Raw genomic sequence first — 21,862 nt, 5'->3', positions numbered from 1 at the left:
TGTCGCACCCGATCGGATTGCCCGGCCGGCCTATCCCCGTCATATCCGTGCTGAAAAGGGCAGGGGATGGTGAATGGCGCACGGCGCACGGCGGTTGAGATCGATCATCGGCGGATCGGCGGGCAATTTCGTCGAATGGTATGACTGGTTCGCCTATGCCTCGCTCAGCATCTATTTCGCGCCGGCCTTTTTCCCGGAGGACAATCCCACCATCCAGCTGATGAACACCGCCGCGATCTTCGCGGTCGGCTTCATCATGCGGCCGGTGGGGGCGTGGGCGATGGGCATCTATGGCGATCGCCATGGCCGCAAGGCGGGGCTGGCCCTGTCGGTGGGGCTGATGTGTGCGGGATCGCTGCTGATCGCGCTCGCGCCCACTTATGCCGCCGCCGGCTGGGCGGCGCCGGTGCTGCTGGTGTTCGCGCGCATGCTGCAGGGGCTGAGCGTGGGCGGCGAGTTCGGCGCCAGCTCCACCTATCTCAGCGAAATGGCGACGGCCGAACGGCGGGGTTTCTGGTCCAGCTTCCAATATGTCACGCTGATCGGCGGCCAGCTCGCGGCGCTTGGCGTCCTCATCGTCCTGCAGGCGCTGCTGGACGAGGCGGCGCTGGAAGCCTGGGGCTGGCGCATCCCCTTCGCTTTGGGGGCGGTGCTGGCGCTGGGCGTGTTCCTGTTCCGCCGGGGCCTGGCCGAAACCCGGCAGTTCGCCGCGATCGATCGCGCCGCGACGCCCGCATCCTCCGCGCGCAACCTCTGGGCCGGGCATCGCCGCGCGACGCTGATGATCGTGGCGATGACGATTGGCGGCACGCTCGCTTTCTATGCCTATACCACCTACCTCCAGAAATTCCTGGTCAACAGCGCCGGCTTCTCCCGGCCGCAGGCGACCGCGATCACGGCCGCCGCGCTCGCCGTCTTCATGCTCCAGCAGCCGTTCTGGGGCTGGCTGTCGGACAGGATCGGCCGCAAGCCGCAGATGATCTTCTTCGGCGTCACCGGCGCGGTCACGACGGTGCCGATCTTCCACGCGTTGGCGGATGCGGGCGATCCCGTGACCGCCTTCTGGCTGGCGCTGATCCCGCTCACCTTGATGTCGGCCTACACGTCCGTCGGCCCGATCACCAAGGCGGAGCTTTATCCCGCCCATATCCGCACGCTCGGCGTGGCGCTGCCTTATGCGCTCGCCAACACCGCCTTCGGCGGCACCGCCGAATATGTCGCCCTGTGGCTCAAGAATGCGGGCGTCGAGGAAGCCTTCTACTGGTATGTCTCCGCCGGGATCGCGATCGCGCTCATCGCCTTCGTGGCGCTGCCCGATACCCGCCGGATCAGCCAGATTTCGGACGACTGATCCGGGGAGGAAGGCGGCCGATCGGCTTCCGGTTGCCAGAGGGCCGCCTTGCCGCGCATCGTGCGGCCATACGGAGGCCTTCGATGACCATCACCATCACCGCCTTCGAACGCTCCCCCGATCGCGGCCGGGGGCTGGCGCGCGACATGCGCGTTCGCTGGGCGCTCGAAGAAACGGGCCAGCCTTACGACGTCCGCCTGCTTTCGTTCGATGCGATGAAGGAGCCGGCGCATCGCGCGCTTCACCCCTTCGGGCAGATTCCGACCTATGAGGAAGGCGACCTCGCCCTGTTCGAGTCCGGGGCCATCGTGCTGCACATCGCGGAGCATCATGCCGGCCTGCTGCCGGACGACACGAACGGTCGGGCACGCGCGATCGCCTGGATGTTTGCCGCGCTCAACACGGTTGAGCCGCCGATCGTCGACCGGGCGATGGCCGTGCTCCTGGAGGCCGGCAAGAGCTGGCACGAGGAACGCCTGCCTCTCCTCGAGGATCGCGTTCGTGGCCGGCTGGCCGAACTTTCCAGCCAGCTCGGCGATGCCGACTGGCTCGACGATGCGTTCAGCGCCGGCGACCTGCTGATGGTGACGGTGCTGCGCAGGCTGAATGGATCGGGCCTGCTGGAGGAACATCCCAACCTTTCCGCTTATGTCGCCCGCGGCGAGGCGCGGCCGGCCTATAAGCGCGCCTTCGCCGATCAGCTCGCGATATTCACCGGCCGCCCGTCGATCGGCTGACGGCGGGGCCGGCATCGACCAGCCCGATCCGCTCGCGCAAGGCCCAGCGCGCCGTCATCAGCACGGCGACAATGGCGAGGCCGAGCGCGAGGCCCGTCCATATGCCGACCCCCGCCCAGCCGGCGTGGAAGGCCAGCCAAGCGCCGAAGGCCAGCCCGATCAGCCAGTAGCCGACCAGCGCGAACAGCATCGGCACCGTCGTGTCATGCAGGCCGCGCAGCATGCCCGCGCCCACCGCCTGCGCGCCGTCGACGATCTGGAACAGCGCCGCCAGCGCCAGATAGGATATGGCGAGCCTCACCACCTCGGCATTGGCGGGGTTGTGGGCATCCAGGAAGATGCCGATCAGCAGCCGGGGTGCGGTGATCATCAGGATCGCGGTCAGGCCCATGAAGCCCACGCCCATCGCCCAGGCCGTCCAGCCGGCGCGGCCGATCGCGATCCGGTCGTGCCGCCCCACCGCCAGCCCCACCCGCACCGTCGCCGCCTGCGCCAGCCCCAGCGGCACCATGAAGGTGACGCTGGCGATCTGGATGGCGATGGCGTGCGCGGCCAGCGGGTCCTGCCCCAGCAGCCCCATCAGGAACATGGCGGCGTTGAACACCGTCACCTCCAGCCCCAGCGTGATCGCGATCGGCAGCCCCAGCCGCCAGACGGCGCGGAAGCGCGGCCAGTCCGCCCGCCAGAAATGGCCGAACAGGTGGAAACGGCGGAAGCGCGGATGCACGCTCACCACCGTCGCCAGCCCCACGAACATCAGGCTGTTGGCGATGGTCGATCCCAGGCCGGCGCCGACAAGGCCCAGCTGCGGCATGCCGAATCCGCCCAGCACTAGCCCGTAATTGATGACGGCATTGGCGATCACGCCGCCCACCGCGATCACCAGCGACCAGGCCGGCCGTTCCAGCGCGGCGACGAACACGCGCAGCACCAGATAGAACATGTAGGGCAGCAGCCCCCACATCATCGCGCGCAGGAAATGCCCGCCGTCCGCCGCCAGCGCCGGTTCTTGGCCGAGCAGGAGGAGCACCCGCTCGCCCTGCCACAGCAGCAGCCATAAGGGGACGACCACCGCGACGGCCGCCCACATCGTCTGCCGCACCGTGCGCCGGACGTCGCGCACCGCGTTGAAGCGCGCGCCCACGGCCTTGGCGATCATCGGCGATGCCGCCATCACCAGCCCGCTGCCGATGACGACGCAGGCCATCATCAGGTTGGTGCCGAGCGCGCCGGCCGCCAGCTGCCGCGCGCCCAGCCGGCCGAGCAGGATCACGTCGGTCGCATGGATCGCCGCCTGGGCGAGGTTGGTCAGGACCAGCGGCCACGCCAGCGCCAGCGTCGCGCGCATCTCGTCGCGCCAGGGGGTGGGGGACCGGTTCATGCCGGGCCTTCTATCGGCGCGGGAAAATTTGTCACGCGCGGGCCGTCCGGGGCTTTGACGGATGCGCCCGAAACGCGCAGATATGCCGGCGTCCGGTTCGACCGGGCCTACCCGATCGAAAAGGAAACCCATGACGAGTGGAGCGCGTGGTCTTCTGTTGTTCGGCGCCACCGGCGATCTGGCGCAGCGGATGCTGCTGCCCTCGCTGTTCGCGCTCCACGCCGAAGGGCTGATCGCGCCCGATCTCGCCATCACCGGCACGGCGCGCAGCGGCCTGGACGATGCCGGCTACCGCGCCTTCGCGGGCGAGGCGCTGGAAAAGCATGTCCCGGAAGAACGGATGGCGCGCGATGCGATTCCGGGCTTCCTGAAGCGGCTGCATTATGTTCCGCTCGATGCGTCCAACCCGGAAGGCTATGCCGCGCTAGGCAAGAAGGTGGGCGCCGCGCGGGAGAATCTCGCCATCTTCCTGTCGACCGCGCCGCAATTGTTCGAGCCCACGATCGCCGGCCTCGCCGCCGCTGGTCTGGCCGGTGACAACGTTCGCATCGGGCTGGAAAAGCCGCTCGGCACCGATCTCGCCTCCAGCCGGGCGATCAACGATGCGGTGGCGGCGGTCTTCCCCGAGGCCAGGACCTTCCGCATCGACCATTATCTCGGCAAGGAAACCGTCCAGAACCTGCTGGCGCTGCGCTTCGCCAACCTGATGTTCGAGCCGCTGTGGAACGCCGCCGGGATCGAGCATGTCCAGATCACCGTATCGGAAACCGTCGGCCTCGAAGGCCGGACCGCCTATTTCGACGGATCGGGCAGCCTGCGCGACATGGTGCAGAACCATATGCTCCAGCTGCTCGCCCTGGTCGCCATGGAGCCGCCCGCCCATTTCGATGCCCGCGCCGTGCGCGACGAGAAGGTGAAGGTGCTGCGCTCGCTCCGCCCGATCGATCGCGAGACCGCGCTCACCCACACGGTGATCGGCCAATATGCCAAGGGTGCGGTCGGCGGCGTGCCGGTGCCCGGCTATGTCGAGGAGCTGGGCCGGCCTTCGGATACGGAGACCTTCGTCGCCCTGAAGGCGCATGTCGATAACTGGCGCTGGAAGGGCGTGCCCTTCTACCTGCGCACCGGCAAGCGCATGCCCAACCGCCAGTCGGAGATCATCATCCAGTTCCGCCCCGTGCCGCATTCGATGTTCGCCGAGCGCGGCGGCCGGGTGCATGCCAACAAGCTCGTCATCCGCCTCCAGCCCGAGGAGGAGATCCGCCTGCTGGTGATGGCGAAGGAGCCCGGCCTCGATCGCGAGGGCATCCGCCTGCGCGAGGTGCCGCTCGATCTTTCGCTCACCACCGCCTTCGCCGGCAGCCGGCGGCGCATCGCCTATGAACGGCTGCTGCTCGACCTGATCGAGGGCGATCCCACCCTGTTCGTCCGCCGCGACGAGGTGGAGGCGCAATGGGAATGGGTCGATGCGATCCGCGATGGCTGGACGGCGAACGGGATGACGCCCAAGAGCTATCCGGCGGGCACCTGGGGCCCGTCGGCGGCGATAGCGCTGACCGAACGTGACGGAGTGAGTTGGCATGATTGAAGCGGAATGGTGGGATTATGACGATGCCGATGAGATGGCCGATGCCGTCGCCGGCGACGTCGGCTTCATCATCGAAAGCGCACTGGACGCCCGCGGCCAGGCCCTGATCGCGCTGCCGGGCGGCAAGACGCCCGCGCCGGTCTTCGCGAAGCTGGCGAACGCGAAGATCAAGTGGAAGAACGTCACCATCATTCCCACCGACGATCGGCTGGTGGCGGTCAATGATCCGCTGAGCAATGTCGCGATGATCGCGCGCACCTTCCTGCCGCTGGGCGCGCGGGTGATGCCGATCGTCAGCGAGGCCGCGACCGATCATCACGCGGCCGGCAAGGCCGCCGACGCGCGGCTGCAGGATCTGCACTGGCCGCCCGATCTCGTCTGGCTGGGCATGGGCGCGGACGGGCATACCGCCTCGATCTTCGCCGGGCCGGATCTGGACGAGGCGCTGAACGGCCCCAAGGCGCGCCGCGCGGTGGGCGTGCTGCCCGATCCGCTGCCGCCCGAGGCCCCCGTCGCCCGCGTCACGCTGACCCGCGCGGCGATCCTTTCGGCGCGCACCATCCTCATCACGCTTTCCGGCGACGCCAAGCGCAAGGTGCTGGAAAAGGCGATTGCGGACGGCCCGCTTTCGACCGTGCCGATCGGCCGGGTGCTGGCCGATGCCGAACAGCCGATCGATATCCACTGGTCCGCGGCATGACTGATCTTCACCCGATTATATCGTCAGTTACGTCTCGGGTGGTGGAGCGGTCGGCGGCGGGGCGTCGGGCGTATCTGGAGCTGATCGAGCGGGAGCGGGATGGCGGGGTGGATCGTCCGCGTCTGTCGTGCGGCAACCTGGCGCACGGTTTCGCGGCGTCGGGGGCGGACAAGCCCGCGATCCGGGCGGGCGGGGCGATGAACGTCGGGATCGTCACCGCCTATAACGACATGCTTTCGGCCCATCAGCCTTATGGCGGCTATCCGGAGCGGATGAAGCTCTGGGCGCGCGAGGCGGGGATCACCGCGCAGGTGGCGGGCGGGGTGCCGGCGATGTGCGACGGGGNGACGCAAGGGCAGCGCGGCATGGAGCTGTCGCTGTTCAGCCGCGACGTGATCGCCCTGTCGACGGCGGTGGCGCTGNGCCACGGCATGTTCGNGGGCGCGGCCCTGCTCGGCATCTGCGACAAGATCGTGCCGGGCCTGCTGATCGGCGCGCTGCGCTTCGGCCATCTGCCGATGGTGCTGGTGCCGGCCGGGCCGATGCCCTCGGGGCTGGCCAACAAGGAGAAGCAGCGCGTCCGCCAGCTTTATGCCGAAGGCAAGGTCGGCCGGGCGGAGCTGCTGGAGGCGGAGGCCGCCTCCTATCACGATGCCGGCACCTGCACCTTCTACGGCACGGCCAATTCCAACCAGATGATGATGGAGGTGATGGGCCTGCACGTGCCGGGCGCGGCCTTCATCAATCCGGGCACCAAGCTGCGGCAGGAAGTGACGCGCGCCGCCGTCCACCGCCTGGCGGCGATCGGCTGGGGCGGCGAGGATTACCGCCCGATCGGCCGCGTGATCGACGAGAAGGCGATCGTCAACGCCGCGGTCGGCCTGCTGGCGACGGGCGGATCGACCAACCACGCCATCCACCTGCCGGCGATCGCGCGGGCGGCGGGCATCGTCATCGACTGGGAGGATCTCGACCGGCTGTCCTCGGCGGTGCCGCTGATCGCGCGCGTCTATCCCAACGGATCGGGCGACGTGAACCATTTCCAGGCGGCCGGCGGCATGGCCTATGTGATCTCGACCCTGCTCGATGCGGGCCTGCTCCATGGCGATATCCTCACCATCTGGCAGGGGGGGCTGCGCGCTTATGCGGCCGATCCGGTGCTGGCGGGCGACAGCCTCGCCTGGCAGCCGGCGCCGGCCGATCCCCTGGACCCGCAGATGCTGCGGCCGGTGGCCGATCCGTTCCAGCCGGATGGCGGGATGCGGCTGCTCCAGGGCAATCTCGGCCGGGCGACGATGAAGACGAGCGCGGTCGATCCGTCCCGCTGGACGATCGAGGCGCCGGCGCGGGTGTTCCACGACCAGGACGATGTGAACCGGGCGTTCAAGGCGGGCGAGCTGGATCGCGACGTGGTGGTGGTGGTGCGCTTCCAGGGCCCGCGCGCCAACGGCATGCCGGAACTGCACAAGCTGACGCCGCCTTTGGGCGTGCTGCAGGACAAGGGGTTCAAGGTGGCGCTGGTGACGGACGGGCGGATGTCGGGGGCGTCGGGCAAGGTGCCGGCCGCGATCCACATCACGCCGGAAGCGCTTGGCGGCGGCCCGCTGGCGCGGCTGCGCGACGGCGATGTCGTCCGCGTCTGCGCCGCCACCGGCACGCTGCAGGCGCTGGTCGACGAGGCCGAATGGGCATCCCGCCCCGAAGCCGCCCCGCCCCGCGCCCAGCCAGGCACCGGCCGCGAACTCTTCGCCTTCATGCGCCACTCCGCCGACGGCGCCGAACAAGGCGCCTCCGCCATGCTGGCGAGCGCCGGCCTGTGATCGGGGGCGCTGATCGCCATCTATCCTGACGGGCCTGCCCGGCCCGAAGAGCATGCAGAAGGACCAAGGACCGAAGATGAATATCGATGACGTGATGGAGCTGGCGCCCGTGGTCCCCGTGCTGGTGGTGGAGGATGTGGCCCATGCCCGCCCGATCGCCGAGGCGCTGGTGGCCGGCGGCCTGCGCGCGCTGGAAGTGACGCTGCGCACGCCCGCCGCGCTGGATGTGATCCGCGAGATGGCGAAGGTGGAGGGCGCCGTGGTCGGCGCCGGCACCGTGCTCAACGCCGATCAGCTCGAACAGGCGGTGGATGCCGGCGCGCGCTTCATCGTCAGTCCCGGCCTCACCAAGGCGCTCGGCCGCGCGGCGATCACCAGCGGCATTCCCTTCCTGCCGGGCATCGCCACCTCCGCCGATATCATGCGCGGCCTCGATCTCGGCCTCACCCGCTTCAAATTCTTCCCGGCGGAAGCCAATGGCGGCATTCCCGCCCTGAAGGCGCTGGCCGCTCCCTTTCACACCGTCCGCTTCTGCCCCACCGGCGGGATCACGGAGAAGACCGCGCCGGACTGGCTCGCCATCCCGGCCGTGAAGTGCGTCGGCGGCAGCTGGGTGGTCGGCAAGGGCGAGCCCGATCGCGTGGCGATCGAGGCCGCCGCCCGCGCGGCCTCCGCGCTGCGCGGCTGAACCGCCTTTACCGCACGCTGAACAGCACCCGGTCCACCGCCCTACCGCCGGCATCGACCAGCAGCAGGCGGTGCTGGCCCGGTCCGGCGAATATCAGCGGCTGGCTGTCCGCCGGCCCCAGATCGCGCCGGTCCAGCATCAGGCGATGGCCCTCCACCGCGCCGGAGGTGGCGATGCGGATGCGCTGGCGGTCCATCGGGATGTCGGGATCGATCGCATAGACGGTGCCGGCCACCGGATCGGCGATGCGCGGCCGGCGCGCCGCCGGCGGGGTGGCGGCGACGATCGCCTGCCCCGTCCCCTTCAGGAACCATTCGCCGCGCGGCGGCTCGACATCGCCGGCGAAGCGGATGGCGCGGCGCTCCAGCCCCCGCGGCGGGGCGGGGCGCCGGCCCGGCCTGTCGCGATGCAGGGCCAGCATGACCTCCCGCCACACCGGCGCCGCGCCGCTGGTGCCGGAAACGCCGCGCATGGGATCGCCTTCCAGATTGCCCACCCACACCGCCACGGTGAAGCGATCGGAAAAGCCGATGCACCAATTGTCGCGCATCGCCTTGGACGTGCCGGTCTTCACCGCCGCCCAGAAGGGCAGGCGCAGCGCGCTATCCAGCCCGAAGGTCACGGCCCGCGCGCCGGGATCGGCCATCATGTCGGCGGCCAGAAAGGCGGCCTGCGGCGTGAACACGGCGCGCGGCGACGCCTTCGGATCGTCCGCCCGGATGCGCAGCGGCGTATAACGCCCGCCGTTCGCCAGGGTGCGATAGGCATCGGCCTGCTCCAGCAGCGTCACCTCGGCCGATCCCAGCGCCAGGCTGAAGCCGTAATAATCGCCGTCCTCGGTCAGGCCGCCATAGCCCGTCTCGGCCAGCCGCTCGCGGAACGGCTCCACCCCCGTCAGCAGCAATGTGCGCACGGCGGGGACGTTCAGCGACCCGGCCAGCGCCGTGCGGGCCGATACCATGCCCTTGAAGTTCCGGTCGTAATTCTGCGGGACATAGAGGCCCGAGGCGGTATCGAGCTGGACGGGCGAATCCTCGATCATCGATGCCGGCGTCAGCCAGCCCTTCTCCATAGCCTGCGCGTAGAGGAAGGGCTTCAGCGTCGATCCCGCCTGCCGATAGGCGTCCGCCCCGTCCACCGCCGCCGCCGTCGATAGCCCGCCGACGCCGCCGACATAGGCCAGCACGTCGCCGCTCGCATTGTCGGCCACCACCACCGCGCCGTCGCGCGCGCGGCCGGCGCCCAGCCCACGCAGCTGACGGGCGAGCGCGGCGGAGGCGATGCGCTGGATGTCGCGGTCCAGCGTCGTCGTCACCGTCATGCCCGGCTGGCGCAGCAGCTTGACCGCCAGATGGGGCGCGAGGCCGGGGTCGAGCGCCAGCCGCCGCGCCGGCCCCAGCATCGCCACCGCATCGGCCTGCAGGCGCGCGCAATCGGCCCGCCGCCCGATCGCGCAGGCGCGCCGTGCCACCTCGGCGGCGCTCGCCTGCGGGGCGGGCAGCAAGGCCGTCAGCAGCAGCGCATCGTCGGGCGAAAGCGCGGCCGGCGTCTTGCCGAACAGCGTGAGCGCGGCCGCGCCCACGCCCTGCGCCTCGCCGCGAAAGCCGGCCAGGTTCAGATAGGCTTCCAGTATCTCGTCCTTGGACCAGCGCGCCTCCAGCGCGCGCGCCGCGCGCATCTGGCGCAGCTTATCCCGCCAGCTCCGTGCGCCGGGCCGGGCGAGATCGGGCGCGAGGAAAGCGGCGAGCTGCATCGACAGCGTCGATGCGCCGCGCGGCCGCTTGCCGGAAAGCCGGTCCCGCGCCGATCCCGCCAGCGCCCACCAGTCCACGCCGTCATGATGGAAGAAGCGCCGGTCCTCGGCGGCGACCAGGGTTTCGCGCAGCGCCGGCGCGATCGCGTCCAGTTCGGTCCATGCCAGCCGCCGCGCCTGGAAGTCGACGCGCTCGGCATCGAGCAGCCGGCCGTCGCGGTCGCGCAGCCACGCCTCGCTCGGTCGGTAGGCCGCCCGCACCCCGGCATAGCCCGGCATGGCCGGCGGCAGGGTCCACAGCCAGAGCCCCGCCAGCCCGATCGCCAGCGCGAGGACGGCGGCGGTCAGGCCATTGATCGGGGTGAGCCAGCGAACAGGACGCATCACGTCACCTGAGCGCCACCGTCACCGGCTGGTTGGGCAGCGCCGCGTGGATATCGGGCGAATACATCGCCTCCACTCGCGTCGGCGGCAGCTGGAAGGTGCCGGCCCCGTTCAGCCGCACGGCATATTCCACGGTGAAGCGCCCGCGCGGCACCCATTCGAAATAGCCGCGCCACGCATCCAGCCCGCGCCCGACATAGGATGGCTGCACGCCTTCCCCGTCCGATGCCTGATCGGCGAGCTGCTGCGATTGCCCGCCGAGGTTGCCGACGATGGTGGCGCCCGCCGGGATGGGATCGCTCACCACCACCCAGTTGCGCTCCGCCGTGGCATCCACGCTGATGCGGATCCTGAGGACGTCGCCGCGCGTGAACCGCCCCTTCACCCGCTGCTGGATCACGCTCACCTGCCTTTCGATGCGGTATCCGGCGAACAGCGGCTGGCGAAGCGGCACGGCGGCGGTCAGCGCGACCTGCGCCCACGGCCCGCCCCCGCCACTCTGCGCCAGCAGCAAGGGCGCGCGGGCGGCGGGCAAGGGCAGGCGGAGCAGGGGCGCATCGCCGGGCTTCGGCCAGCTCTGGCTGCGGGTCGTGCTGCCGAGCGTGGCCGTGGTGGTGCCCGCCACCGCTTCGGCGGGATAGAGCGCGGCGAAGCGCTTCGCCACCAGCGCCCCCCAGGCATTGGCCGGCGTCGTATCCCAATGGCCGCGCTTCTGGCGCAGCGCCACGCCCACCATCATGCGGGGGCCATCCTCCTGCCAGCCGGGCCGGCCGAGAATGGCCATGAGGGCGCGGATCGCCATCTCGTCCCCGCTCGTCATCATCCACCAGGGCGCGGCGCCGGCATCGTTGAGGTCGAAGCGCGATCCTTCATAGATGAGGCGCGATCGCAGCACGCGTTCCGCCTCCTGCCGCAGGGCGGGATCGCCGCCGGTGCGGTCGATCGCGACCAGCCAGTCGGCAAGCGCGGAACTGGGCATATCGGCGGGCCTGAGGCCGATCTGGCCCAGCATTGCCGGCGTCGCGGCGCCGTTGCGGGCCAAGGCGGCCAGCGCCGCCAGCCGCAGGTAGCGCCGCTCGCCGATCCCCTGGCCGGCGCTTTCGACGCGGCCGTCCACCACCGCCTTCAGTGCCTCGATCATCCGCGCCCTGGCGGCCTCGGGAAGGACGAAGCCGGCTTCGGCGGTGATGTGGAGAACGTAGGCGGTCAGCGCCTCGCTGCCTTCCATGCTTTCCACGGGGAAGTAGCGGAGCAGGCCGTTGCGATCGATATAGGCCGGGATCTCGCCCGCCAGCCGGCCCCAGGCGCCGGCATCGTCGGTCGCCACCGCCTTGGACAGGCGCTGCTCGAAACAGTCATAGGGGTAGGCGGCCATGTAGCGGCGCACGCCGTCCAAGGGTGGGGCGAGGCTGTCGGTCAGCCGGATCGAAACCTCGCCGCGCCCCGGCAGGGCGCCGGCGGGCGGCGCCAGCATGATGCTGGTCTGCGGGCCGACGCGGGCCAGCGTCGCCGCCCAGGTTTCCAGCGGGACGGCGGGCGCCACCTCCTGATTCACCGTGATCCTGTCCACCGCCCGCCCGTCCGAGGCGCGGGCCGATACCGTCCAGCGGAGCCGATCGATGCCCGCCGGCGCCGGCAGGTTCCAGGTGACGGGCACCGCGCCGCCGGCCGGGATCGTCACGGTGAGCGGCCGGGCGGTGCCGATGCGGGGCGCGACCTCCGCCGTCGCCGTCACGGTCATCGGCCGGTCCGATCCGTTGCGCAGCGTGAAGCTCGCGCCGTAGAAATCGCCGGATCGGACGAGCGGCGGCAGGCCCGAATAGAGCGTCAGGTCCTGTGTCGTCCGCACGGTGGCGCTGCCGGTGCCGAAGCGATCGGCGCCCGCCGTGGCGATCGCCACCAGCCGGAAGGAGGAAAGCGCGTCGGACAGCGGCACCGCCACCTTGGCGCGGCCCTGCGGATCGAGCGGCACGCGCCCCTTCCACAGCAGCACCGGGCGGAAATCCTCGCGGTTGACGGCGGAAAGGTCGCCACCGCCGCCGCCGCCCGCCGCCAGCGCCTTGCGGCCATAATGGCGCTTGCCCACCACCTGCATCTGCGCGGTGGAGGTGAGCACGGACAGCGGCCGTTCGCCCATCATCGCATCAATCAGCGCCCAGCTCGGGTTGGGGGAAAGCTGCAGCAGCGCCTCGTCCACGGCGGCAAAGGCGATCTCGGCGGATTTCGGCGCCGTGCCGGCGGCGTCCTTCACCTGCACGCTCACCTGCGCCGTATCGCGGATGCGATATTTGTCGCGATCGGCCTTCACGTCGACGGCGAGCTGGTGCGCCTCCCAGCCGACATTGATCTTGGCGATGCCCAGCCGGAAGCTCGGCTTGGCCAGATCGACCAGCGCGGTGGGGGCGGCGCCTTCCCGGCTGAAGAAGGGCAGGCCCCAATCGCGGGCGAGATTGGCCAGCCACAGCCTGAACCCGCCGATGCGCCCGCGCACGGCCATCACCGATACATAGACGTCGGGCGCATAGGCGCCGTTCAGCGGCACCTCGATCACCGGGTCCTTGCCCGAAAGTTTCGTCACGAAGCTGCCGATCACGCCCTCGCGCTCGACGGTGACGAGCGCGGTCGCCTCGCGGAAGGGCATGCGAACCTGGAAACGGGCGGTCTCGCCCGATTTATAGTCCAGCCGCTCGGGCACCAGGTCCATCCGGTCGCCATTGTCGCCGCCGAACCACCAGTCGTCCTCGCCCGCCAGCCATAGCGATCGGACGGCGCGGCTGGCATTGCCGGCATCGTCCTCCGCGGTGGCGACCGCATAGATCTCGCCCGAAACGCCGGGATCGATCCGGCATTCCGCCAGCCCCAGCGAATCCGTCTTGGTGGTGCAGCCCTGCTTCAGCCGGGTAGTGCGGGCGCTGTTGTCATAGGCGTAGAAGCCGCCGATCAGCCGGCGCCGGGCCGAAATCACCTCGCGGCTGTAAAGCTCCACCTTCACCTTGCGGCCGATCACCGGCCGGCCGTCCACGTCCAGCACCACCAGCTTGAGGCGAAGATCGTCCTCCTTCATCAGCCAGCCGTCGGTCTTCAGGCCGACGCGGACGGCGGATGGATAGATGGGCAGGCGGCGGGAAGCGGTCAGCACCTCGCCATTAGCATCCTGATAATCCATCTCGACCGCCATCACGGTCGGCTGGTCGATCGCCTGCGGTATCTCCACATTGGTGTGCGCCGTGCCCTGGCCGTCGAGCGTGACGGGCAGCATCTGCACGCCGGGCACGGCCGCGCCGCCAATCTCGCCGCCGTCGCCGTCCAGCGGTTTCACCCCGGCTTCGATCCTGGCGCCGCCGAAGCTCCAGCCCTCCCAGCCCTTGGGCGTGCTGTCGTCGGTCTGGAAGGCGGTGCGCAGCGTGACGCCCATGTTCGATGCGCCGCCGCCGGAAAGATAGCCTACGAACAGGTCGACCGGCAGCAGCCGGGGGCGCACGGCCGCCGCCTTGGGGCCGGTGATGGTCGCGCGCATCGTCGGCAGGCGATATTCGTCCACCCGGATCGACTGGTTGGTGAAGATCGTCCGGTCGCCCGACACGATCGTAAGATCGTAATCGCCCTGCGGCGCCCCGGCGGGCGCCGTCCATGCCGTTTCGCCGATGCCGTCGGCGCCGATGTCCAGCGGCAGATCGAACTGGGTGTCCGATCCGCGATGGGTGAGCCGCAGCACGCCCTGCAACCGCCCGGCGAAGGTGAAACCGGCGGCCACCGGGCGGCGCAATATATGCTTCATGTGCACGGTATCGCCCGCGCGCATCAGGCTGCGGTCGAAGATAGTGTGGAAGATGTCGGTATCGTCGGACCAGCCATAAGGCAGGTCGAAATCATAAGGCTGGATGCCCTTCGACCAGCTCGTCAGGGTGAAGCTGAAATCGCCGTCCTTGCGGGCGGATATCATCAGCGGATGGGATGCTTCGGGATCGCAGGCGCCGTAGGTCTCGGGCTCCGGCAGGCGGCGGATCGCCAGCCGGCCGCGCGCGTCGCTGCGGCCCTGCGCCAGCAGGCGGCCGGAACAGCTGTCGGTTATCCGCACGTCGGCGCCGGCGACGGCATCGCCGCTGTCGAGCGCCGTCACCCAGGCGAGCGAGGTATCGCGCCCCCATTTGAAATGGACGGCGAGGTTGGTGACGAGCGCGCCTGCGGAAACATAGCGGGTGGCATCGCGGCCCAGCAGCGCGCGGCCCAGCGCGGGGCTTGCCAGCTCGACGACGTAGAAGCCGGGCTTGGCCAGCGGGATGCCGACCACTTCGAACTGCCGGCCCTTGCCGGGCAGCGCCAGCGACATCGGGCGGGCGCCGGCCACGTTCCTCAGCACCGCGTTCGCGCCGGTGTGGTTGACCGTCACCTTCTCCTTGCCGCGTCCCTCCTCCCGGAAATCATTGTCGTCGGCCTTGTCGATCGTGCGCAGCCAGCGGGCGACGGCCCCGTCGTCGCCATCGATGCGGGCGATATTGCCGTCCACCGCCAGGGTGCCGCCCTGCAATGCCGGTTCGACGTTGCGCACGGCGACGGGCAGCATCCCGCCTTCCTTCGCTTCCAATATCCCGAACGGCGCCGCGAACTTCACCAGCGGCGGCGCGGCATCGAAGCGGATATCGAGCGGAAAGCGCCCGGCATTGGCGAGCGGGCGGCCGCTATCGTCGATCAGCCGTTCCGGCAGCAGCAGCCTGCCGTCCACCGATTCGGGGAAGGGCGCCTTGAAGCGGACGGCGCTGACCTGCGCGGCGCTCTTGTCCGCGATCTCGGGCAGCAGCTCGGTGCCGTCGGCAAGGCGGATGCGGACGCCCTCGGCCGCCGCGCGCGCGATGGGGGCGGTGAAGCGGACATTGGCGGGCTCGACGGGGCTGCAGCCGGCCTGCGGATTCACCCGCGAACATTCGAACCGCGCCTCGAACGCCTTGCGCACCGTGAAATCGAAGCGCTGGTCCGCGCCGGCCGTGCGCCCGCCCGGCCCGCTGATGCCGGCACCCCACAGCAGCGCCATGTCGCGCCCCGGCGGCAGCGGGCGGCGGCATTTGAGCGCGGTGATGCCGGCGAGCGCCGTCGCCCGTTCCCTGGCGTCCTTGGGCAGGGCTTCCGGCAGGCCGGCTTCCGAGAGGAAATTGCGCACCTCGTAGCGATCCGGCCCCATGCCGGCGAGGATGTCGCCCACGGTCGCGGGCGGCAGCACGTCCACCGCGATCTTCTCGCCGATGCCGTCGACGGCGCAATAAGCGGCCTGCGCCACGGAGGCGCGATCCGGCACGACATTGGCGGCGACGAGGAATATCTGGTCCTCGGCCACGTCCCCGCCATAGCGCGACGGCAGGACGGCGCGGGCGACGGGACCGCCCGTATCGATCACGAAGCTCTGCTGGCCGGCAAGGGTGGCGCCCCGCAGCGTCTTCAGCCCCTCGCGCAGCGATAGGGCGCAGGAAAGCCCGCCGGGCAGCGCCCGATCGAATTCATGGACGTAGATCGACTGGTCGACCCAGCGGCCCTTGCCCGGAACCGGGCAGGCGACGGCGAAGGGCGCGGCCGCGCGCGGATCGCCCAGCGGCACCATCGGTTCGGAAAAGCGCATGGTGAAGCGTTCGATCAGGCCGCCCGCGCCGCCGGGCGTCGCCATCACCACCTGCGGAGCGACGTCGCTGGAGGCCGCGACGGGCGCGAGGACCAGCAGCAGGGCCGCCCAGCGCATTCCGAAAAGCCGCCGCATCATCCGCTCCCCTTTTCATTGTGGTTCGAAAATGCCGTCTGGCGGATAGGGAATCCAGCCGCAATCGAAGGTCAACGGCAATCGAGGCAAAGTAAAGCCCGGCATTATTATGGCATTATCGTCTTGCGCGGTCGAACTCCGCGCGACATGTTCCCGTCCCGGGGGGCAGGAGAATGCCGGGAGCGGGGGCTTTGCCATGGCTTCTCGATGCCGCATTGCGCGAAGTCGCGTTATTTGCGGCCATCGGGATCCTGATCGGCGGGATCGACGATCTCGCCATGGATATGCTGTGGCTGCTGCGCACCGCGAAGCGGCGGCTCACCGTCTATCGCCGTCATCGGCCCGCCACGGCCGCCCGCCTGCCGCCGCCCGATAGCCCCGGCCGGATCGCCATCTTCATCGGTGCCTGGGACGAAGGCGAGGTGATCGGCCCGATGCTCCGCCATGCGCTCGATCGGCTGGATCATGCCGATTTCCGCATATTCGTGGGCGTCTATCCCAATGATCCGGCGACACAGACGGCCGTCCGGGCCGTGCAGGCGAACCATGCGCGCGGCGGCCGGGTGCGGATGGTCGACGGGCGGCTGCCCGGCCCGACCACCAAGGCCGAATGCCTGAACCGCCTGTGGCTGGCGCTGCTGGAGGAGGAAAGGGCGACCCGCATCCGATTCAAAGCGATCGTGCTGCACGATGCCGAAGACGTGGTGCACCCGGCCGAGCTTGTCGTGTTCGACCGGCTGATCGAACGCTTCGCCCTGGTGCAGCTGCCGGTAATCCCGCTGGTCGTGCCGGGCTCGCTCTGGATCAGCGGCCATTATTGCGACGAGTTCGCCGAGGCGCATGGGAAACAGCTGGTCGTGCGCGAGGCGATCGGCGCGGCGCTTCCTTCCGCAGGCGTGGGATGCGCGATCGCGCGCGATGCGATCGCCCGGATCGCGGCCACGCGCGGCGGCCTGCCCTTCGACGCCGACAGCCTGACGGAGGATTATGAGCTTGGGCTGCGCGTCGCCGAAATGGGCGGGCGCGGCGTCTTCGTGCGATTGCCGGTGGACGATGGCGGGCCGCTGGTGGCGGTGCGCGCCTATTTCCCGGCGACGATCGACGCGGCGGTGCGGCAGAAGACGCGCTGGCTGATCGGCATCGCGCTGGCGGGCTGGGACCGGCTGGGCTGGCGCGGCGGCATCGCCGAACATTGGATGCGGCTGCGCGATCGCCGGGCGGTGCTGGCCGCGCTGATCGTGAGCGCGGCCTATCTCGCCTTGCTGCTGTGGGCGGCCGCGGCGGTGGCGCATCGGGCCGGCGGCCTGCCTGCGCCGGTGCTCGATCCGCCGCTGTCCACATTGTGCTGGATCAACCTCGGCCTGCTCGGCTGGCGCATGGCGATGCGCTGCTGGATGGTCTGGCGCTTTTACGGTGCGCGTGAGGCTATGCGCGCGCCGGTGCGGATGATGGTGGGCAATATCATCGGCATCATGGCCGCCTGGCGCGCGCTGCTCTTCTATGTGCGGAGCGGGCGCACCGCGCTCCGATGGGACAAGACGCGCCATCGCTTCCCGGCCGGCGGCGCCGAATGAAGCTGGCTGCGCCGCCGATCCGCTTTCTGGCCTTGGTGGTGGCGTCCTGGATCGGTGCGCGGATATGGTGGGTGCAGGGAAGCGACGCCGCCGATGCGCCTCCGCTCCTGACGGCGCGGCGGGATATCCGGCCGCAATCGCCGCCGCCGCATCGGGATATCCATCCGTCGATTCCCGCTCGTGCCGATCCGGGTCCGGAGCCGGAGACGGCGGGGGTCGCGAAGACGCGGTTGGCCGCACATGTCCCGGCATTTCCCTGGCCCGTCACCCAGGTGGCGGACGAGCCGGAGGATGCTCCGGTCCCTGCATCAGGCCCGCCACCGCCACCGTTTCCACCCTCCGATCTCCCGGTCGCTCCCGTGGATGTGGCGCCAGCGGAAGGCTCGCGCTGGTCGGCCAGCCTTTATCTCTTCGCGCGCGGCAGGGGCGGCGAAGGGCTGGCGGCGGGCGGCCAGCTTGGCGGCGGGCAGGTGGGCGGCCGGATCGCCTGGCGGGCGAATCGCGATCTCGGCCTCGCCGCCCGGCTCTATGCGCCGACCGATTCGATCCGCGCGGCCGAAGGCGCGATCGGCATCGATCTCCACCCCTTGCCCGACCGGGCGATCCGCCTGTCGATCGAGCGGCGAATCGACCTTGGCGGCGAGGGCCGCAATGCCTGGTCGGCCTATGCGGCGGGGGGATTCTGGCGGGCGCTGGGGGCGGGGATGGAGGCTGACGGCTATGCCCAGGCCGGGATTGTCGGCATCCATGCGCGCGATCTGTTCGCCGACGGCGCGGTCCGCATCGCCCATCGCCGGGATGTCGCGCCCGATGTCGCCCTGCGGCTGGGCGCGGGGGCATGGGGCGGTGCCCAGCCCGGCGCGAACCGCCTCGATATCGGCCCCCGTGCCGCGATCAGCCTGCCGATCGCGGGAGCGATGGTGACGGGCGCGCTGGAAGGCCGTTTCCGCGTGGCGGGCGACGCCACGCCCGGATCCGGCGTGGCCTTCACCCTCGCGACCGATTTCTGAGGTCGCCCGCGGGCTGGCCGATCAGGAGGCCTTGTCGCCCTTCTTGTTGCGATTGGCGTAGAGCAGGGCGGCGACGATCGCGGCCGATCCGATCGCGACGCCCACGCCGATGCCCGCCGCGGGCGTGATCCGGCCGGCCTTCTTGGTGCCGGACGATTGCGCCTTGCCGGTGGTCGATTCGGATTCGGACATCGGATTCTCCTCTACGCGAACGGCGCCCGAACGCGGGGCCGCCCTGGCCATCTTACCGGCAACTCTCTCAATTCCAACCTGAATGGGGGATTTCTGCCGGTGGAACGTTTCGCATCGCCCGAAGTGGATGCCCCGCGAGGGCGCGGCCGTCCCGCTCTTATCAATCTGTTGCATTGGCGACCCGAAAAAATGGCGCACGCATTTCAGCGGCCGCCAGAAAGTGGGTGGCTAACCTGCGGGGGGCAATTTGAGCGCCTCGTCGCATTCTCAAGGATTGGTCGAAGCCGCCCTTTCCTATGCGGCGCGGGGCTGGCCTGTCTTTCCCTGCTCGCCGCGCAACAAGGCGCCGCTGCTGCCCGCCGATAAGGATGCGACCGGCAAGCGCATTCCGGGATCGGGCGGCTGTCGCAAGGCGTCGCTGGACCCGGAGCAGATCCGCGCCTGGTGGAGCAAGTGGCCGTCTGCGATGATCGGCGTGGCGATGGGCGGCAACGGCCTGTTCGTCTTGGACTTCGATCCGCGCATCGATCCCGACACCGGCGAGGAATGGACCCTCGATCGCCTCAAGGCCGAGCTGGAGGAACAGATCGGCGGCGCGCTGCCGGCGTCGCTGGCGGTGCGCACGCCCAGCGGCGGGGTCCACGTCTATTTCGCCCAGCCGGCGGCCGGCGAGCCGATCCGCAATCGCGGCAACCTACCGCGCCATGTCGATGTGCGCGGCGAGGGCGGCTATGTCATCGCCCCGCCCAGCTGCATGGAGGATGGTCGCCGCTATCGCTGGCTGCGCGATGAAGCCGATGCGTCGATCGCCGCCGCGCCGGCCTCGCTGATCACGATCCTGCAAAGCCGCAAGGGTGCAAGCCCGCCGACTGGAAAGCTCAAGCGGCAGGGCGTGGGGGCGGCGAACGACGCCGAGCGGCGTTATGCCCTGTCCGCGCTCGATGGCGAATGCCGCGCGATCCAGACCGCGCCCAGCGGCGCGCGGCAGGATGCGCTCAATCGCGGCGCCTTCGCCATCGCCCAGCTCGTCGCGGCCGGGGCGCTGGCCGAGCCGATGGCGCGCAGCGCCATCCTCGCCGCCGCCATGGATAATCCCGGCCAGGACGATCCCCGCCAGATCGAAGCGACGATCGACAGCGGCTGGGCCGCCGGCCTGGGGGCGCCGCGCGATCTATCGGAGGTAGGCCAGCGCGCGGCCTCTCCCGCGCGCGGCGCCCGCCTGCGGGCGGCGAATGACGATCCACCCTTGCACGATATTGCTGCGGACGCCGACGCGCTGCACCGTCGGCTGTGCATGCTGCCGATGACCGATCTCGGCAATGCCGAGCGGTTCGCGGCGCGGTTCGGCGATCGGGTCCGCTATGTCGATAAGATCGGCTGGATGGCCTATGACGGCCGCCGCTTCATCCTCGACGGGGCCGAGGCGCTGATCGGCGGCTGGGTCCATGAGACGGTGCGCGCGATCCGGCAGGAAGCGCGCGTGATGCGCGAGACCGGCCGGCGCGACCAGGACGATGCCGGCGCGCTCGACGATCTGGTCGAGGTGAAGCGCGAAGGCACGGAAGTCCTGCTGTCCGACAAGCTCGCGACCTGGGCCAAGGCGTCGGAGAGCGCCAACCGGCTCGGCTGTATCGCCGGCATCGCCAAGAACCTGTCCGCCGCTGGCCTCACCGTCCAGCCCGAGCAGCTCGATCGCAATCCCTATCTGATCAATGTGCTGAACGGCACGCTGGAGCTGTATCACGAAGCGGAAGCCCCCGAGCCATGGGCCGAGCTGCGCTTGCGGCCGCATGATCCGGCGGACCTGATCACGCGCCTGGCGCCGGTCGAATATCGGCCGGGGGCGACATGCCCGGTCTATGATCGCTTCCTCGCCCGCGTGCAGCCGGCGAACGATATGCGCCGCTTCCTCCATCAATGGGGCGGGCTGTCGCTGACCGGCGACGTGTCCGAACAGAAGCTCGCTTTCTTCCACGGCAAGGGCGCCAACGGCAAATCTACCCTCGTCGATACCTGGGCGACGATCGCCGGCGACTATTCCGGCACGGTGCCGATCGAGACCTTTCTCGATCAGGGCCGCAAGCGGAAGGGATCGGATGCCTCGCCCGATCTGGCGGCGTTGGTCGGCGTGCGCATGCTCCGCACCTCGGAGCCGGAGAAGGGGTCGAAGCTCGCCGAGGCGCTGATCAAGCTGGCGACCGGCGGCGAGCCGATGCCGGTGCGCCGGCTGATGCGCGATCCGTTCGACTTGCATCCCGCCTTCAAGATGACCGTATCGGGCAACCACCGGCCGTCGATCAGCGGAATCGACGACGGCATCTGGCGGCGCGTGATGCTCGTGCCTTGGGACGTGCAGATCCCCGATCGCGAGAAGGATCGCCAGCTCGTCGCCAAGATGAAGCGCGAGGCCAGCGGCATCCTCAACCGCCTGCTGGACGGCCTCATAGACTGGCGCGTCAACGGCCTCACCGAGCCGGAAAGCGTGCGCGGGGCCACGGCCGACTATCGCGAGGAGAGCGACCCGCTGGGCCGCTTCCTGTCCACCTGCACGCGCGTGGCACCCGGCGAGCGGGTGCAGTCGTCGCGGCTCTATGCGCTGTTCATCGCCTGGGCGCGTGCGTCTGGTGAGCGCGAATGGACGCAGACCGGGTTCAGCCGGGCGATGACCGATCGCGGCCATCGCAAGGTGGAGAGCCATGGCATGCGCTGGGTCGACCTGGAGATGACCCGCACGGCCGACGACTTCGACGATGCGGACGAACGCTCCGCGTCGCCCCGTTCACCCTGGGAGGACGATGATGACGTACCATAAGGGAGACCCTTGCAAGGGTTGGTGCAAGGGTCTCGCAAAGGTTGGAGCAAGGGTTGCGCCGCAGATTTCTGCGGCGTTGCAAGGGTTGCAACACTTCTGCGCGATCCTGTCTCACGTATATGCGCGCGC

At 70.0% G+C, this 21,862-nt stretch carries 13 protein-coding genes; 9 read left to right on the top strand and 4 right to left on the bottom strand.

Features of this window, described 5'->3' with window-relative positions; translation table 11 throughout:
* Window positions 1–73 precede the first annotated feature (73 nt).
* Window positions 74–1,351: an MFS transporter gene (locus BHE75_RS20740; protein ID WP_070935199.1), complete on the top strand. Its 1,278-nt coding sequence runs from the start codon at window positions 74–76 to the stop codon at window positions 1,349–1,351.
* 83 nt (window positions 1,352–1,434) lie between these two features.
* Window positions 1,435–2,088, top strand: coding sequence for a glutathione S-transferase family protein (locus tag BHE75_RS20735; RefSeq protein WP_070935196.1), 654 nt, complete (start codon window positions 1,435–1,437; stop codon window positions 2,086–2,088).
* On the opposite strand, the gene BHE75_RS20730 is transcribed toward BHE75_RS20735, so the two are convergent.
* Window positions 2,063–3,469 (bottom strand): MATE family efflux transporter, encoded by a 1,407-nt coding sequence (locus tag BHE75_RS20730; RefSeq protein WP_070935193.1) that lies wholly within the window; start codon window positions 3,467–3,469, stop codon window positions 2,063–2,065. The genes BHE75_RS20735 and BHE75_RS20730 overlap by 26 nt on opposite strands.
* 130 nt (window positions 3,470–3,599) lie before the next feature.
* Between BHE75_RS20730 and zwf the strand changes: the two genes are divergently transcribed.
* From zwf to eda, 4 genes are all read left to right on the top strand, one after another.
* The gene (gene zwf, locus BHE75_RS20725) at window positions 3,600–5,057 is read left to right on the top strand and encodes a glucose-6-phosphate dehydrogenase (protein WP_070935191.1); all 1,458 of its coding nucleotides are present in this window, start codon (window positions 3,600–3,602) and stop codon (window positions 5,055–5,057) included.
* A complete protein-coding gene (gene pgl / locus BHE75_RS20720) occupies window positions 5,050–5,757 on the top strand; it encodes a 6-phosphogluconolactonase (RefSeq protein WP_070935189.1) in 708 nt (235 codons plus the stop codon). The genes zwf and pgl overlap by 8 nt, the downstream gene beginning before the upstream one ends.
* The gene (gene edd, locus BHE75_RS20715) at window positions 5,754–7,577 is read left to right on the top strand and encodes a phosphogluconate dehydratase (protein ID WP_070935187.1); all 1,824 of its coding nucleotides are present in this window, start codon (window positions 5,754–5,756) and stop codon (window positions 7,575–7,577) included. Before pgl ends, edd begins: the two co-directional genes overlap by 4 nt.
* Window positions 7,578–7,653: 76 nt before the next feature.
* Window positions 7,654–8,265, top strand: coding sequence for a bifunctional 4-hydroxy-2-oxoglutarate aldolase/2-dehydro-3-deoxy-phosphogluconate aldolase (gene eda, locus BHE75_RS20710; protein WP_070936217.1), 612 nt, complete (start codon window positions 7,654–7,656; stop codon window positions 8,263–8,265).
* Window positions 8,266–8,272: 7 nt separating this feature from the next.
* On the opposite strand, the gene pbpC is transcribed toward eda, so the two are convergent.
* Window positions 8,273–10,402 (bottom strand): penicillin-binding protein 1C, encoded by a 2,130-nt coding sequence (gene pbpC / locus BHE75_RS20705; protein ID WP_139181861.1) that lies wholly within the window; start codon window positions 10,400–10,402, stop codon window positions 8,273–8,275.
* 4 nt (window positions 10,403–10,406) lie between these two features.
* Window positions 10,407–16,148 carry an alpha-2-macroglobulin family protein gene (locus tag BHE75_RS20700; RefSeq protein WP_438830601.1) on the bottom strand — a complete coding sequence of 1,914 codons (5,742 nt, stop codon included), beginning with the start codon at window positions 16,146–16,148 and terminating at the stop codon, window positions 10,407–10,409.
* 170 nt (window positions 16,149–16,318) lie between these two features.
* Between BHE75_RS20700 and BHE75_RS20695 the strand changes: the two genes are divergently transcribed.
* On the top strand, window positions 16,319–17,719 hold the full coding sequence (locus BHE75_RS20695; protein WP_070935185.1) for a glycosyl transferase family protein: 1,401 nt from the start codon (window positions 16,319–16,321) through the stop codon (window positions 17,717–17,719).
* A 359-nt stretch (window positions 17,720–18,078) separates the two neighbouring features.
* Entirely contained in the window at window positions 18,079–18,729 is a 651-nt protein-coding gene (locus tag BHE75_RS25105) for a hypothetical protein (protein WP_254684518.1), read from the top strand.
* Between the two features lie 21 nt (window positions 18,730–18,750).
* Here BHE75_RS25105 and BHE75_RS24610 read toward each other — a convergent pair whose 3' ends face one another.
* Window positions 18,751–18,921 carry a hypothetical protein gene (locus tag BHE75_RS24610; protein WP_170112616.1) on the bottom strand — a complete coding sequence of 57 codons (171 nt, stop codon included), beginning with the start codon at window positions 18,919–18,921 and terminating at the stop codon, window positions 18,751–18,753.
* Between the two features lie 274 nt (window positions 18,922–19,195).
* Between BHE75_RS24610 and BHE75_RS20685 the strand changes: the two genes are divergently transcribed.
* Window positions 19,196–21,733, top strand: a complete 2,538-nt coding sequence (locus tag BHE75_RS20685) for a phage/plasmid primase, P4 family (protein WP_070935181.1) — start codon at window positions 19,196–19,198, stop codon at window positions 21,731–21,733.
* The last annotated feature ends 129 nt before the right edge of the window (window positions 21,734–21,862 follow it).

This window comes from Edaphosphingomonas haloaromaticamans (assembly GCF_001853345.1).
GTDB lineage: Bacteria > Pseudomonadota > Alphaproteobacteria > Sphingomonadales > Sphingomonadaceae > Sphingomonas_E > Sphingomonas_E fennica.
Note: the sequence above shows the minus strand (reverse complement) of the source record. Positions and strands in the feature narration are given on the sequence as shown.

Excerpts from the sequence above, each read along its gene's own strand:
- BHE75_RS20740 (WP_070935199.1), top strand. The coding sequence starts at position 74 with ATGGCGCACGGCGCACGGCGGTTGAGATCGATCATCGGCGGATCGGCG.
- BHE75_RS20735 (WP_070935196.1), top strand. The coding sequence starts at position 1,435 with ATGACCATCACCATCACCGCCTTCGAACGCTCCCCCGATCGCGGCCGG.
- BHE75_RS20730 (WP_070935193.1), bottom strand. The coding sequence starts at position 3,469 with ATGAACCGGTCCCCCACCCCCTGGCGCGACGAGATGCGCGCGACGCTG.
- zwf (WP_070935191.1), top strand. The coding sequence starts at position 3,600 with ATGACGAGTGGAGCGCGTGGTCTTCTGTTGTTCGGCGCCACCGGCGAT.
- pgl (WP_070935189.1), top strand. The coding sequence starts at position 5,050 with ATGATTGAAGCGGAATGGTGGGATTATGACGATGCCGATGAGATGGCC.
- eda (WP_070936217.1), top strand. The coding sequence starts at position 7,654 with ATGAATATCGATGACGTGATGGAGCTGGCGCCCGTGGTCCCCGTGCTG.
- pbpC (WP_139181861.1), bottom strand. The coding sequence starts at position 10,402 with ATGCGTCCTGTTCGCTGGCTCACCCCGATCAATGGCCTGACCGCCGCC.
- BHE75_RS20700 (WP_438830601.1), bottom strand. The coding sequence starts at position 16,148 with ATGATGCGGCGGCTTTTCGGAATGCGCTGGGCGGCCCTGCTGCTGGTC.
- BHE75_RS20695 (WP_070935185.1), top strand. The coding sequence starts at position 16,319 with ATGCCGGGAGCGGGGGCTTTGCCATGGCTTCTCGATGCCGCATTGCGC.
- BHE75_RS24610 (WP_170112616.1), bottom strand. The coding sequence starts at position 18,921 with ATGTCCGAATCCGAATCGACCACCGGCAAGGCGCAATCGTCCGGCACC.